Source organism: Colwellia sp. C1TZA3 (genome assembly GCF_007954265.1).
GTDB lineage: Bacteria > Pseudomonadota > Gammaproteobacteria > Enterobacterales > Alteromonadaceae > Cognaticolwellia.
Map to the genome: position 1 here is coordinate 1 of NZ_VOLS01000020.1, position 13,365 is coordinate 13,365.

Annotated in this window: 15 protein-coding genes and 1 riboswitch; of the genes, 10 read left to right on the top strand and 5 right to left on the bottom strand. The window is 40.9% G+C overall.

Features of this window, described 5'->3' with window-relative positions:
• The coding region (locus tag ESZ39_RS17975; RefSeq protein WP_223270290.1) for a hypothetical protein at window positions 1-207 on the top strand (207 nt) is incomplete at its 5' end.
• Window positions 208-248: 41 nt separating this feature from the next.
• Here the strand turns inward: ESZ39_RS17975 and ESZ39_RS07865 are convergent.
• Both ESZ39_RS07865 and moeA read right to left on the bottom strand, forming a co-directional pair.
• Entirely contained in the window at window positions 249-974 is a 726-nt protein-coding gene (locus ESZ39_RS07865) for an alpha/beta fold hydrolase (RefSeq protein WP_146879366.1), read from the bottom strand.
• Window positions 975-1,015: 41 nt separating this feature from the next.
• The gene (gene moeA / locus ESZ39_RS07870) at window positions 1,016-2,254 is read right to left on the bottom strand and encodes a molybdopterin molybdotransferase MoeA (RefSeq protein WP_146879367.1); all 1,239 of its coding nucleotides are present in this window, start codon (window positions 2,252-2,254) and stop codon (window positions 1,016-1,018) included.
• 230 nt (window positions 2,255-2,484) lie between these two features.
• A riboswitch (molybdenum cofactor riboswitch) is annotated at window positions 2,485-2,646 on the top strand.
• On the opposite strand from moeA, the gene moaA reads away from it, so the two are divergent.
• From moaA to ESZ39_RS07905, 7 genes are all read left to right on the top strand, one after another.
• On the top strand, window positions 2,633-3,604 hold the full coding sequence (moaA, locus tag ESZ39_RS07875) for a GTP 3',8-cyclase MoaA (protein WP_146879368.1): 972 nt from the start codon (window positions 2,633-2,635) through the stop codon (window positions 3,602-3,604). Its footprint overlaps the riboswitch before it by 14 nt.
• 5 nt (window positions 3,605-3,609) lie before the next feature.
• Window positions 3,610-4,302, top strand: coding sequence for a molybdenum cofactor guanylyltransferase (locus ESZ39_RS07880; RefSeq protein ID WP_223270291.1), 693 nt, complete (start codon window positions 3,610-3,612; stop codon window positions 4,300-4,302).
• Window positions 4,295-4,825 (top strand): molybdenum cofactor biosynthesis protein B, encoded by a 531-nt coding sequence (gene moaB, locus ESZ39_RS07885; protein ID WP_146879369.1) that lies wholly within the window; start codon window positions 4,295-4,297, stop codon window positions 4,823-4,825. Before ESZ39_RS07880 ends, moaB begins: the two co-directional genes overlap by 8 nt.
• 35 nt (window positions 4,826-4,860) lie before the next feature.
• Entirely contained in the window at window positions 4,861-5,667 is an 807-nt protein-coding gene (gene modA / locus ESZ39_RS07890) for a molybdate ABC transporter substrate-binding protein (RefSeq protein ID WP_191321726.1), read from the top strand.
• A complete protein-coding gene (modB, locus tag ESZ39_RS07895) occupies window positions 5,660-6,358 on the top strand; it encodes a molybdate ABC transporter permease subunit (protein ID WP_146879371.1) in 699 nt (232 codons plus the stop codon). Before modA ends, modB begins: the two co-directional genes overlap by 8 nt.
• 5 nt (window positions 6,359-6,363) lie before the next feature.
• Window positions 6,364-7,584, top strand: coding sequence for a molybdenum ABC transporter ATP-binding protein (gene modC / locus ESZ39_RS07900; RefSeq protein ID WP_191321727.1), 1,221 nt, complete (start codon window positions 6,364-6,366; stop codon window positions 7,582-7,584).
• Window positions 7,577-8,323, top strand: coding sequence for a HesA/MoeB/ThiF family protein (locus ESZ39_RS07905; protein WP_146879373.1), 747 nt, complete (start codon window positions 7,577-7,579; stop codon window positions 8,321-8,323). The genes modC and ESZ39_RS07905 overlap by 8 nt, the downstream gene beginning before the upstream one ends.
• A 136-nt stretch (window positions 8,324-8,459) precedes the next feature.
• Here the strand turns inward: ESZ39_RS07905 and cgtA are convergent, their stop codons facing one another.
• The 3 genes from cgtA to rplU form a co-directional block, all read right to left on the bottom strand.
• The gene (gene cgtA, locus ESZ39_RS07910; protein WP_146879374.1) at window positions 8,460-9,620 is read right to left on the bottom strand and encodes an Obg family GTPase CgtA; all 1,161 of its coding nucleotides are present in this window, start codon (window positions 9,618-9,620) and stop codon (window positions 8,460-8,462) included.
• A gap of 168 nt (window positions 9,621-9,788) precedes the next feature.
• Window positions 9,789-10,046: a 50S ribosomal protein L27 gene (rpmA, locus tag ESZ39_RS07915; protein ID WP_146879375.1), complete on the bottom strand. Its 258-nt coding sequence runs from the start codon at window positions 10,044-10,046 to the stop codon at window positions 9,789-9,791.
• Between the two features lie 16 nt (window positions 10,047-10,062).
• Window positions 10,063-10,374 carry a 50S ribosomal protein L21 gene (gene rplU, locus ESZ39_RS07920; protein WP_077285540.1) on the bottom strand — a complete coding sequence of 104 codons (312 nt, stop codon included), beginning with the start codon at window positions 10,372-10,374 and terminating at the stop codon, window positions 10,063-10,065.
• 241 nt (window positions 10,375-10,615) lie between these two features.
• Here rplU and ispB point away from each other — a divergent pair, with 241 nt between their 5' ends.
• Window positions 10,616-11,587, top strand: coding sequence for an octaprenyl diphosphate synthase (ispB, locus tag ESZ39_RS07925; RefSeq protein WP_146879376.1), 972 nt, complete (start codon window positions 10,616-10,618; stop codon window positions 11,585-11,587).
• A gap of 145 nt (window positions 11,588-11,732) precedes the next feature.
• The gene (locus tag ESZ39_RS07930) at window positions 11,733-12,827 is read left to right on the top strand and encodes an aldose epimerase family protein (protein ID WP_146879377.1); all 1,095 of its coding nucleotides are present in this window, start codon (window positions 11,733-11,735) and stop codon (window positions 12,825-12,827) included.
• The last annotated feature ends 538 nt before the right edge of the window (window positions 12,828-13,365 follow it).

The following is a 13,365-nucleotide window of genomic DNA, read 5'->3' on the forward strand; positions in this document are numbered from 1 at the left end:
CTTACCTTGAATTATTTTTCCTGCGCACAACAAGATCACAAACTTAATGGAACTGGTATAATACCAATCCCATTAAGTTATTGCTCACTTGTACTAGTTAAAATAGCTCAAGGCTGTGTTGCTCTCAATCCCAATAGCCAGCTATTGCTTAATCGAGCGCCTTACCTTGAGTTATTTTTCTTGCGCACAACAAGATCACAAACTTAATGGAACTGGTATAACAACTTTGCAGCTAACAAAAAGTAGCGTTAACTGGCCAATAAATACAGTAGCATTGTAGCGAGCGCTTGCGGTGATTCTAACGGTAGCATGTGACCGGTATGAGTAATTTCTTTCAACGAGACATTGTTTGCGCCATGCTGCTCTTGTTTTAATGAGGCAAGATCAACTAAGTTATCCGTATCGCCAACGAGTAAGGTAATAGGTAGGGATAATCGAGTTAAACAAGGCAATAAATTGGGCCGGTGCATAGAAACCTTGAGTTGATGCAATAAGACATCAACACCGAGCTTGCGGTCCATAGCGACGATAACTTGCTTAATATCTTGATAAACTTGTGGGTTAAGTTGCTTAATTTCTGGGTGTAATAAATTATCAACACGCTTATCTGGAATACCACAATAACCACGCTGGCTTATGCAATCGATAGTACGTTTACGTTGCTTTATTTCTGCTACAGGTAAGTTTTTTGGAAAATTAGATACTATTAATAAGTGTTTAAGTTTATTTTCCAGCTTTAACGCTATCGCGCTAGCAATATAGCCGCCCAATGAAAAACCCACTAATATCGCCTTATGTTCAACAATTTGATCTGACAAGGCGCTAACCACTTCATCCATGCAACCAGTACTTGGGATCACCAAAGAGATCAACTGGTGATCTTCATGACATTGCTCTTTTAACAACTGCCATACCGGCAACCACAAATGCTGATCGCACATAGTACCGGGGATAAAGTAGATAGTTTGTGACATTTTATCCCCGGTAGCTTTTTTTAAGCGCTACTTTGTATAAATTATGATGCAAAGTAACGCTCAAACAAGCGCACATTAACCGTTTCTCCCGCTGGCACTCGGCCTTGCTCAGCAGGTAAAACGATGTAACAATTGGCTGACGAGATACTGGTTAAAATGCCTGAGCCTTGACTGCCGGTGCTATTAACCATTAACTCGCCTGTATTGTCATAAGAGAGAATACCGCGCTGAAAGTCCATGCGCCCAGGTGACTTTTTTAACTCAGTGATAGTTTTTGCTTTTAAGGTTATTGGCGGTGTTGCATGGCAATTTTGCAGCTTAACCAGTGCTGGCATGGCTAGTAAGTCAGCGGTTACCATGGCAGAAACTGGGTTACCCGGCAGGCCAAAAAAAACACTGTTCGGCAACTTACCAAAGGCAAAGGGCTTACCTGGTTTCATGGCTATTTTCCAAAAGGCAATTTCACCAATTTGTTCCAGCACAAGTTTGGTATAATCCGCATCACCTACCGACACACCGCCAGAGGAAATAACCGCGTCAGCTTGGGTATCTGCTTGAATAAACGCTGCTCTAATGGCGTTTTCATCATCAGCAATAACGCCAAAATTAATCACATTAACATTCAAGTTTTTTAACATCGCCGCTAGCGCATAACTGTTACTTTCAAAAATATCGCCGCTGCCTAAAGGCTCGCCTAATGCTTTTAGCTCATCACCCGTGGCAATTAATGCGACATTAAGTTGGCGAAATACTGTTAGCTGGTTAATACCAAGAGAAGCTAATACACCAATATCAATCGCAGACAAACGCCGACCTTGAGTAAAAACTATCTGCGCTTGCTTAATATCTTCACCAGCGTAACGTACATTGTCAGCCAATTTACTGTGCCCTAAAAATTTAACGCTCTCGCCTACTAGTTGACAATTTTCTTGCATTTCTACGCTATCGCAACCTACTGGCATTTTAGCGCCGGTCATAATGCGAATACATTCACCTGCACCACAAGTCCCTTGATAAGGCTGCCCCGCCATAGAGCGACCTGCCAAAACCAGGCTCGTTTGCTTTGTTAAACTGGTATGTGCAAAAGCATAACCATCCATGGCTGAGTTATTATGCGGTGGCACATTAATTGGGCTAGTTATGTCCGTTGATATTACCCTACCTAAGCTTGCAGCTAAGCTAATATTTTCAGTGTCGGTAATCGGGGTAATAGCCGCTAGCATTGTTTCTAATGCTTGTTCAAAGGGCATTAATCCAGGTGCTGAATAACAATCAACCATAATAAACTCTTCCAACTTATATTGTGTTTTATCTCGCTAGCTTTAACTAAACGCGTTAAGACAGCGCATTCAAGCAAGGTTTGATTTTACTTAGTTATCTAATTTTCAAATAATCATTATATTATTGAATGTCATTTACTTTAACCAAGGTCTTTCTCTGTTATAGTGATTACAATCATACTATGCTTGTAAGTAGATGATATAAAATATTTAGATAGATGATATAAAATATTATTTTTTTTCGCCGAGCTATCTTAGCTAAATTGGTTGCAGTGCAACTAGCATGCTGTTTTAGCCGTAAACCAAATTTAACTTTGAATTTGAGTTTGCCAGGGTTAACAAGGAAACTTGTTTACCTCCCGACTTTGGAAAGGTGACATGTTAACAGACAACTTCGGTCGCAAGTTTTACTACTTGCGCCTATCAATCACTGACGTATGCAATTTTAGTTGCGACTATTGTTTACCTAATGGCTATCAATGTGATAACGATAGAAAATTTCTCTCACTGCCTGAAATAGCCCGCTTAGCTTCGGCATTTTCTGCTATGGGTACGGAAAAAATTCGTATTACCGGTGGTGAACCTTCTTTACGTAAAGACTTACCTGAGATTATTGCGCAATGTAAGCAAACGCCAGGCATTAAAAAGGTTGCTATCACCAGTAATGGTTACAAACTTCCTGAGCATTTACCTGCTTGGTTAGATGCCGGCATTGATGCTATAAATATCAGTATTGATACTTTAGACCCAAGGCAATTTCATGCGATTACTGGCCACGACAAGCTCAAACATATCCTCAAAGGTATCGATATGGCGGTTGCGGCAGGCAATATCGATGTTAAAGTGAATACCGTATTAATGCGCGAGTATAATGGCTACGACATCGCCAGTTATTTAGCCTGGTTAAAAGACACACCAATAACCTTACGCTTTATTGAATTAATGCAAACCGGTGATAATAAAGAGTTCTTTGATGCTCAACACGTTCAAGGCTCACGCATAAAGCAAAATCTGATTTTAGATGGTTGGTTACCGGTGATTAATGACCGGGCGTCAGGACCCGCGCAGGAGTTTTATCACCCCGAATATGCCGGTAAAATAGGTTTAATCATGCCTTACTCAAAAGATTTTTGTAATACCTGTAATCGCTTACGAATAAGTGCGATAGGTAAGTTGCATTTATGCTTATTTACTGAACAAGGCTTGTCGTTGAAAGACTACTTGCAAAGTGATGATGTTGAGCCTTTAAAAGCGGCTATCACCAGTATGTTGACTGATAAAAAGCAAACGCATTTTTTACATGACAAGCTTACTGGCGCAACGAAAAACTTAGCTATGTTGGGTGGTTAATAGCGGTGGCAAACACTTTATTTCAACCCTGCTTAGGCGTGGTTTTAGCCGGCGGTAAATCTTCCCGTATGGGACAAAATAAAGCCAGCTTGCAACGGGGAAAACAAGACATGCTCAGTTATAGCATGTCTTTACTCAAGGCGGCTGGTAGCTCACAAGTACTGGTTAGTGGCGGTGAACAAGGTATTGGCGATCTCGTTGCAAACCTGGGCCCACTCGGTGGCATACAAAGTATTATCAAACAATTTAAACCCCAAGCACTATTGATTTTACCGGTAGATTTACCTTTAATGACCTCGGTAGAACTTGCAACATTAAAGCAAGTGGGCGAATTGAGTCAGCAAGCATGCTACTTTACTGATCATTACTTGCCTTTGTATTTACCGGTTAATGCCTTTGTTGAACAGTTTTTTCAACAACTTTTAACCAAGCCGTATTCACAAGCTTCATCACGACCTGATTCACCACTAAAGTCAGCAACAAGCTTTAGTCATGAACAAGTCAATACCAATAAAACAGCCAATAAAGCAGCCAACAAGCGAAATTTAACTGGGCCTTCTGTGCGCAGTTTGTTAGCGCAAATTCCGCATAAAGTGGTGACACCAAAAAACAGCAAGTGTTTATTTAATACCAATACGCCTGAGCAATGGCAACAGGCACAACATTTACTATCTTTGCAAAGGAAATCTCATGTCTAGCAAATCTTCTACTCATTGTGGCGATGACTTCGTGCCATTAAATATTGCTGTATTAACCGTTTCTGATACTCGAGAAGAGCACAACGACACCTCGGGCCAAGCACTGGTTGAACGATTACAAGCAGCGGGTCATACCTTAGCCGCTAAAGAAATTTCAAAAGACGATGTTTACCAACTACGCGCTGTAGTTTCTCAATGGATTGCTGATGACGCTATACAGGTAATATTGACCACTGGCGGCACGGGCTTTACCGCGAGAGACAATACACCAGAAGCGTTATTACCTTTATTTGACAAAAACATTGAAGGTTTTGGTGAGGTATTTAGAGCGATTTCTTTAACTGAAATTGGCACTTCAACCGTTCAATCTCGTGCCTTTGGTGGCATGGCAAATAGCACGGTCATTCTATCAGTACCTGGTTCAACCAACGCTTGTAAAACCGCTTGGGACAAATTAATTGTTGAGCAGTTAGATTCTAGCCATCGCCCATGTAACTTTGTACCACACCTAAAGTTTACCTAGCATTAGCTTTATCGATAGCACTTATGCAGACGTTAATGCCAAAACTACGACAAAAGTTACTCCCACTATGCATTATTTGGCTGGCCTTACACGCCAGCTGTGTCTCTGCACTCGAAAAACCCAAACAAACTAAGCCCTTACGTATCGCGGTGGCCGCAAACTTTGCACCGGCTCTTAAAATATTATTGGCTGAGATGCCAAAAAAAGATGCTATTGACCTGCAAATTATCAGCGCAGCAACCGGTACACTCTACTTACAAATAAAACACGGCGCACCCTTTGATTTGTTTTTATCTGCCGATTCAAGCCGTCCTGAACTACTTGAGCAAGAGCAGCTAATAATCGCTGATAGTCGCAAAACTTATGCTTATGGGCAAATTGCCTTGTGGTCGGCTACTCGACCATTATCTAGCTTAAGCGAGCTTAATCATTATTCAGGCAGATTAGCTATTGCCAATCCAGATACCGCCCCTTACGGCAAGGCTGCTCAGCAGGCGCTACAAAAACTATTGTTATGGCCGCAGGTGAAAAATAAATTAATCACTGGCATTAATATCAACCAAACCTTTCAGCAAGTTCGTAGTAAAGCGGTGCCGTTTGGCATTGTCGCGTACAGCCAATTAGCCATAAATAAATATCAGGGCATCATTATTCCACCTGAGTATTATCAGCCTATTGCTCAACAATTAGTCATTGTTAAATCTAGCCAACAAGTCAAATTAGCACAGCGGATCAGTGATTTTATTTTACAGGCAAGTAACCAAGAAAAATTAGTCCCACTCGGTTACTTACCGATACAATCGCTACAAAAAAATAGCCAGGTCAATACACAATATGACTGATATTTCAGCCGACTTACTCGCACTTATTACCACCTTGAAAATGGCAGCGGTGACTACCGTTATCTTGCTGATAATTGGTACGCCAATGGCATGGTATTTAGCAAAGTGGCAAAGTCGATTCAAAGTGTTTTTTGAAGCCGTGGTCGCTTTACCCTTAGTATTGCCACCAACCGTATTAGGCTTTTATTTACTCTTAGCCTTTTCACCCAGCTCCTTACCGGGACAGTTGTGGCAAAGTGCGACGGGTAGCCAACTCGCCTTTAGTTTTAGCGCCATTGTTATCGGCTCAGTGCTCTATTCTCTGCCCTTTGTTGTACAACCGTTGCAAAAAGCGTTTGAACAGCTCGGCGATCACCACCTTGAAGCCGCGGCTATGCTAGGCGCTGGCCCGATAGATCGTTTCTTTAGTGTGGTACTGCCGTTAACTAAAGCCAGCTTTATTACCGCAACCGTATTAGGCTTTGCGCATACCGTGGGTGAGTTTGGTGTGGTACTGATGATTGGCGGCAATATTCCGGGCGAGACCCGAGTATTATCTATCGCTTTATTCGATCATGTTGAAGCCTTTAATTACGCTAACGCCCACTTTCTCTCGGCTGGGTTATTAATTGCCTCACTGTTACTCTTGTCTTTGGTGTATTTATTAGGTGATAACCTCAATAAAAAGCACCAAGGGACTGTAAAGCTATGAGCAACATGAGCAACATAGACAAATCAAATAATTTAAACGATATAAGCGATGAACAGCTCACTGTTGAACAGCCAAAAAATGCTCCCCCTTCAACCTTAGCCTTGGCATTTAAATTGGCCTTCACTCATCTGGAAATAACGATTGAGCAAAACATTAGTATTTCAGCTATTACCGGTATTTATGGCAATTCTGGCTCAGGAAAATCGACCTTACTGCGCGTTATCGCCGGCCTTGAACAGCGAGCAAAAGGGCAGGTATTGTTAAATGGTGCAGTGCTACAAAATAGCAACAACAAGAGTTTTATTAAAGCTGAGAAAAGGCAAATCGGGCTAGTTTTTCAAGACAGTCGTTTATTTCCACACTTAAGTGTTTACCAAAATTTAGCTTATGGTGCCAAACGCCAAAGCAACCGCCAACTGAGCATTGAAAAGGTACTGGAGTTAACGCAATTAAAGCAACTACAGCATCAAAATGTCACGCTGCTTTCTGGTGGTGAAAAACAAAGAGTGTCGATTGCTAGAGCGCTATTAGCCGAGCCAAAATTATTGTTATTGGACGAACCTTTTAGCGCCTTGGATAAAAGCACTAAATCACAAATGTTAACTATTTTAAAAGCGATTCAACAACAGCTTCAGCTGCCGATGCTTTATGTCAGCCACAGTTTAAGTGAATTGCAATATATTGCCGATCAGTTGGTGGTAGTTTCGGCAGGGAAAATAAGCCAAGTAGCGCCAATTCACCAAGCGATTCACCAGTTAAACAGCCATAGTGAAACTAACCCTAAAACCAGTTTGCTATTAACTATCGCTGAGCATTTACCTGATTACGGCCTAACGCGACTATTACTACCCGCAAGCCAAAACACCAGCAAAAACACCAGCAAAAACTATAATATCTACTTACCGATACTAGAACAAGGCCATAGTCAGCGCTTAATTGGTCAGCAGTTGCCTTGCATTATTTATGCTCGAGATATTAGTATCAGTAAGACCAAACCTGAGCATAGCTCGATTGTAAATCACCTACCGGCAACTATTAGTGCAATACAACAGGGTAAAACCAATGCGTTAGTGACATTAAACACTAGCGAGCAGCCGTTTTATGCCCAAATAAGTTTATGGTCAGCAAAACGTATGGCGCTAACCACACAGTCAAGGGTGTATATTCAATTTAAAGCCAATGCAGTACATAGTTATCATTATACGGAGCCCACACCCTATGCTTAGCAACCAGGAAAAATTGCGTTTTAGCCGTCAAACCATGTTAAAAAACATTGGCGAACCAGGTCAACAAGCCCTTAAAAATGCCAGCGTGTTAATTGTCGGTGTCGGTGGTTTAGGTAACCCGGTTAGTCTTTATTTGAATGCCGCCGGTGTCGGCAATATCTACTTAGCTGATGGCGATAATATTGAACTTAGCAACCTACACCGGCAGATATTGTTTAACGAAACGGATATTGGTCAAAATAAAGCTGACACTAGTGCAGAGAAATTACAGCAACTGAATAGCAGTACCAATATCGAAGTGCTAGATGAAATGCTCGACGCAGAATTAGCTGATTACTATCTGCCACTGGTTGATTTAGTGCTTGATTGCACCGACAACATAAACACCCGTTACCTGATTAATCAAAAGTGTATTGAACATAAAAAACCTTTAATTATTGGCGCGGCAACAGGCTTTGACGGACAACATATGTTTGTTAATCCAAACATAACTGACAGCGCATGTTATCAATGTTTATTTCCTGCTAATAAGAAGCCACCAGAAAACAATTGCCAAACCATCGGCATATTAGGCCCGGTGCTGGCTATTATTGCTGGTATGCAAGCATTGCAAGCAATTAAGTTTTTAACCGGTAATTCAGTGGCAACAAATCAATTGAATATTTTTGATGGTTTAGATAATTCATGGCAGCAATTTACCCTAAAAAAACAGGTTAATTGCCCTATTTGCTCAGTATAAAATTTTATAAGTGACAATACGTTTACTTGGTGGGCTAGTGGCTTATTATTTGAACAAGCCACTGTCTAACACTTAGTACTAACGTTTAAGCCTATTGTTAAGGCTTAAACCATATTTAGTCTAGTTTAAGCTGGTATTACTTACGATATTCAACTTCTACGTCGTACTCGTCTTCGTCCCAATCTTCATCATCAAGATCATCTTCCAGTTCAGCAATGGTATCTTCGTGATAAGTATCCCATTTAAACTCAACCGTTTTACCATCAGCAGGTGCGGCTTCTTCCTCTGGCGGTAAGGCTTCAATAAAGCTCATTACGCCTTGGCACAAATCGTCAGTTCCGGTGCGATTAACCGCTGAAATACTACGAATTTCACCTTTCCAGCCTAAGCCTTCAATAACGCGTTCAGTAATTTCTTTTGCTTCTTCTTCAAGTAACAAGTCTAACTTGTTGAAAACTAACCAACGTGGTTTGCCAGCAAGTTCTGAAGAGTGTGTTTCCAATTCGCCAATAATGGTTTTGGCATTTTCTAGTGGATCTGAACAATCAACTGGCATGACATCAACCACATGTAATAAGATACGACAACGTTCTAAGTGTTTTAGAAACTGTGTACCTAAACCAGCGCCGTCAGCGGCACCTTCAATGAGTCCTGGAATATCAGCAATAACAAAGCTACGTTGAGAGTCTAAACGCACAACGCCTAAATTAGGTACTAAGGTAGTAAACGGATAGTCTGCTACTTTTGGCTTCGCGGCCGAAACACTGCGAATTAAAGTGGACTTACCTGCATTTGGTAAACCCAATAAACCAACATCAGCGAGTAATAACAACTCAAGTCTTAAGTTGCGAATTTCGCCTGGAGTACCATCAGTTTTTTGACGTGGTGCACGATTGGTACTACTTTTAAAGCGGGTATTACCCAAACCATGCCAACCGCCTTTTGCGACCAGTAACGCTTGCTCATGGTGAGTTAAATCACCGAGTTGCTCACCGGTGTCAATATCTGCGGCACGTGTGCCGATAGGAACTTTCAAGTACAAGTCTTCTGAGCCTCTACCGGTACAGTCACGGCTTCTGCCATTTTCACCACGTTTCGCGCGATGAAATTTTTCAAAACGGTAATCGATTAGTGTATTCCAGCTTTCATCAGCAATTAAGTAAACGTCGCCACCATCACCGCCGTCGCCGCCGTTTGGTCCACCGAACTCAATAAACTTTTCTTTACGAAAGCTAGCTAACCCATTGCCGCCATCTCCGGCTTCTACGCGAATTTCTACTTCATCTACGAATTTCATGGTGTTTTAAAACACTCCAAAATTTTATCTTCTGTCACATATTATAAATGATTTATTTCAAATAGTTTTGAAAAATGTCATTTTTTATACAATTTGTAACGAATAACTATAAATTACCTGCAAAAAAAAACCCTGCGTAAAAGCAGGGCTTTATAAGTTTGCGTATTGCTACTCAGCAACAATGCTTACAAACTTGCGGTTTTTAGGACCTTTAACTTCAAATTGTACTTTACCAGCAGATAAAGCAAATAGAGTGTGGTCTTTACCGATACCCATGTTACTACCAGCGTGGAAACGAGTACCACGTTGACGAACAATGATGTTACCCGCTAAAACAGCTTCGCCGCCAAAACGCTTAACGCCTAGGCGTTTAGACTCTGAATCACGACCGTTACGTGTACTACCCGCAGCTTTCTTATGTGCCATTGTAAATCGCTCCTAGTTAGCCGTTGATGCCAGTAATTTTCACTTCAGTGAACCATTGACGATGGCCCGCTTCTTTACGTGAATGCTTACGACGTTTAAATTTAACAATTTTAACTTTGTCAGCGCGACCTTGGTTTACAACCTCAGCAACAACTTTACCACCAGCAATGTAAGGCGCGCCTACATTGATGCTCTCGCCATCGGCGATCATTAAAACGTTTTCGAACTCTACTGCAGCACCAATTTCAAGTTCAATTTTCTCTAAACGAACTGTTTGGCCTTCAGTTACACGATGCTGTTTACCACCGCTTTGGAATACCGCGTACATAGCTACTCCGTACTGCGTCATCATCTATGGACGACGCTTAAATTTAAAATTATAGGGCGCGAATTCTACGCGAAGAAATTAATGAGAGCAAGTATAAAAGTAATGATTTATTGTTATTTTTACTAATTTAAAAACTTATCACTCAGAAAACTTCTATCGTCATGAATTTCGTGTAAAATTACCCCGTGAAATTACTAGTATTCTAACACTAAAGTATATCTAAGGTAACTTGTTACGTTCTATGAATATCAAAAATATCCAAACTCTGGCTCAACAAGACATGACAGCTGTCAACGATCTTATCTTTTCAAAACTTCATTCTGATGTGGCGCTTATTAATCAATTAGGCGTCTATATTATCAATGGCGGCGGCAAACGTATGCGCCCCCTACTGACAGTATTAGCAGCAAGAGCCATTGGCTATCAAGGCAATGAGCATTTACAACTTGCAGCAATCGTTGAGTTTATCCATACCTCAACCTTGCTACATGATGACGTTGTCGATGAGTCAAATATGCGTCGTGGCCGTGAAACCGCCAATGCTATGTTTGGCAATAGTGCTAGCGTGTTGGTAGGTGATTTTTTATATTCTCGTTCATTTCAAATGATGAGTGAACTACGCAACTTAAAAATCATGGATATTTTATCCGATGCAACCAATATTATTGCTGAAGGTGAAGTGCTGCAATTAATGAATTGTAATGACCCAAATACCACAGAAGATAGCTACATGAAGGTTATCTATTGCAAAACAGCTAAATTATTTGAAGCCGCCACGCGACTTGCTGCGGTTATTGCCAAGCAAGATGAAGCAACAGAAATGGCCATGCTAAATTATGGTAAACATTTAGGCACTGCCTTTCAGCTGGTTGACGACATTATGGATTATACCGCTGACGCAAAAGCCATGGGAAAAAATGTTGGAGATGATCTCGCCGAAGGTAAGCCTACTTTGCCACTTTTATATGCGATGGCACATGGTAATGAACAACAAAAAAATATGATCAGCAGCGCGATTGAGCATGGCGATGGTATGGAGCATTTAGACGATATACTCGCCGCGATGAAACAAACTGGCGCTTTAGTTTATACCCAAGATAAAGCCGAGCAAGAAGCGGATAAAGCCATTAGTGCCATTGCCATACTGCCTGAATCAGCATATAAACAAGCCTTAATCTCATTGGCGCATATAGCGGCTAATCGCAGTCATTAAGTATCCAGGCAAAAAAAACAACAGTTAGTTTTATCACTCACTGTTGTTTATTTAAATTAGTGCCTGACAATAATTTTGTATCGCTAGTAAAGCCATAAAAATATTTGCTATAGTGTCCTTATTATCGTCGATAGTGGTACAGATCATGCCAAATAAACCCAATATAAACCGCCTAAGCATTACTCAACAGGACTTTGGCACCTTAAGTAATGGCCAAAGCGCAGCACTTTTTACCTTATCAAATGCTAATGGTGTGCGAGTAAAAATTAGTAATTACGGCGGCATTATTGTTGCTTTAGAAACCTTAGATAAAAATGCGGTTTCAAGCGATATCGTGTTGGGCTACGATGACGTGGAATCTTATGAAAGCGACCCTTACTATTTAGGTGCTATTATTGGCCGTTATGCCGGTAGGATCGATCAAGGGCTGTTGTCTATTGACGATAAAATTTATCAGCTCGATATCAATAATAATGACAATCAACTTCATGGTGGCCATCAGGCGCTAAACAAACAACTTTGGCAGGCAACAAGTGAAAGTTTGGCTGAAAAGGTCAGCTTAATACTGCAACATACTAGTCTTGATGGTGATAACGGTTTTCCGGGTAATGTCGAGTTCAAAGTAAAATATAGCCTCAATTGCAGCAACGAATTATCAGTGGAATACTTTGCCAATACTGATAAAACCACTGTGATTAATTTAACTCAGCATAGCTATTTTAACCTCGCAGGACATCAATCTGGTGATATCTATCAGCACCAGATTCAAATAAACGCCACGCACTTTTTACCGATGAATGAAACTATTTACCCAACAGGTGAAATTAGAGCCGTGCTAAATAGCGCACACGACTTCAGCCAGTTGACGGCTTTAGCTAAAAATATTAACTCAGACGACGAACAAGTGGTTATCGCTAAAGGATACGACAATTATTGGTTAATCGATGATAATGCCATCCGTGGAGAGGTGTTTGCAGCAAGAGCCTTCGAGCCTAACTCTGGCCGGCAATTAACGCTATATAGCGATCAGTCCTGCTTGATTTTATACACAGCTAACTATATTAATGGCAGCCAAACCGGCAAAGAGCACTGCGTTTATCAACAACATTCAGCCTTTTGTTTTGAACCACAACGCTTAGCTAATCGTGTTACGGGTGCTAATATAAACAACACCATTGTACGGCCAGAACAACCTTTTTATAGTCAAACTCGCTTGGTGTTTGACACAGTATCGATATAGAGCCATGCTAATAACTAAGCCTTGTGGACAGGTATTTACGTTATTAAAGAGGCGGTTTAACATAATGAGCCGCCACACTAAATATACTTATAAATCAATGCGATGGACTAAAGCCTGACCTACAAAAACAATGACTTAAATTTACATTATTACCCGTAGGCTCGATGTTAGACGTCAGTCCATCAGGTTAAATAAAATTTAACCGTCTTCGCATCAATGCGAACGACAAAAACAATGTGCTGCAGATGTTTGTTGGCACATCTTGTTAATTACTTGCTTAACAGTTGACGGACTAAAGTCCGACCTACAAAAACAATGGCTTAAATTTACCTTATCACCCGTAGGCTCGATGTAGGTTGGACGTTAGTCCATCAGGTTAAATGAAATTTAACCGTCTTCGCATCAATGCGAACGACAACAACAATGTGCTGCAGATGTTTGTTGGCACATCTTGTTAATTACTTGCTTAACAGTTGACGGACTAAAGTCCGACCTACAAATACTGATAGCTTAAAACTATTTTCAGTTGATGTTTATG

Excerpts from the sequence above, each read along its gene's own strand:
- ESZ39_RS07865 (WP_146879366.1), bottom strand. The coding sequence starts at position 974 with ATGTCACAAACTATCTACTTTATCCCCGGTACTATGTGCGATCAGCAT.
- moeA (WP_146879367.1), bottom strand. The coding sequence starts at position 2,254 with ATGGTTGATTGTTATTCAGCACCTGGATTAATGCCCTTTGAACAAGCA.
- moaA (WP_146879368.1), top strand. The coding sequence starts at position 2,633 with ATGTTAACAGACAACTTCGGTCGCAAGTTTTACTACTTGCGCCTATCA.
- moaB (WP_146879369.1), top strand. The coding sequence starts at position 4,295 with ATGTCTAGCAAATCTTCTACTCATTGTGGCGATGACTTCGTGCCATTA.
- modA (WP_191321726.1), top strand. The coding sequence starts at position 4,861 with ATGCCAAAACTACGACAAAAGTTACTCCCACTATGCATTATTTGGCTG.
- modB (WP_146879371.1), top strand. The coding sequence starts at position 5,660 with ATGACTGATATTTCAGCCGACTTACTCGCACTTATTACCACCTTGAAA.
- modC (WP_191321727.1), top strand. The coding sequence starts at position 6,364 with ATGAGCAACATAGACAAATCAAATAATTTAAACGATATAAGCGATGAA.
- ESZ39_RS07905 (WP_146879373.1), top strand. The coding sequence starts at position 7,577 with ATGCTTAGCAACCAGGAAAAATTGCGTTTTAGCCGTCAAACCATGTTA.
- cgtA (WP_146879374.1), bottom strand. The coding sequence starts at position 9,620 with ATGAAATTCGTAGATGAAGTAGAAATTCGCGTAGAAGCCGGAGATGGC.
- rpmA (WP_146879375.1), bottom strand. The coding sequence starts at position 10,046 with ATGGCACATAAGAAAGCTGCGGGTAGTACACGTAACGGTCGTGATTCA.
- rplU (WP_077285540.1), bottom strand. The coding sequence starts at position 10,374 with ATGTACGCGGTATTCCAAAGCGGTGGTAAACAGCATCGTGTAACTGAA.
- ispB (WP_146879376.1), top strand. The coding sequence starts at position 10,616 with ATGAATATCAAAAATATCCAAACTCTGGCTCAACAAGACATGACAGCT.
- ESZ39_RS07930 (WP_146879377.1), top strand. The coding sequence starts at position 11,733 with ATGCCAAATAAACCCAATATAAACCGCCTAAGCATTACTCAACAGGAC.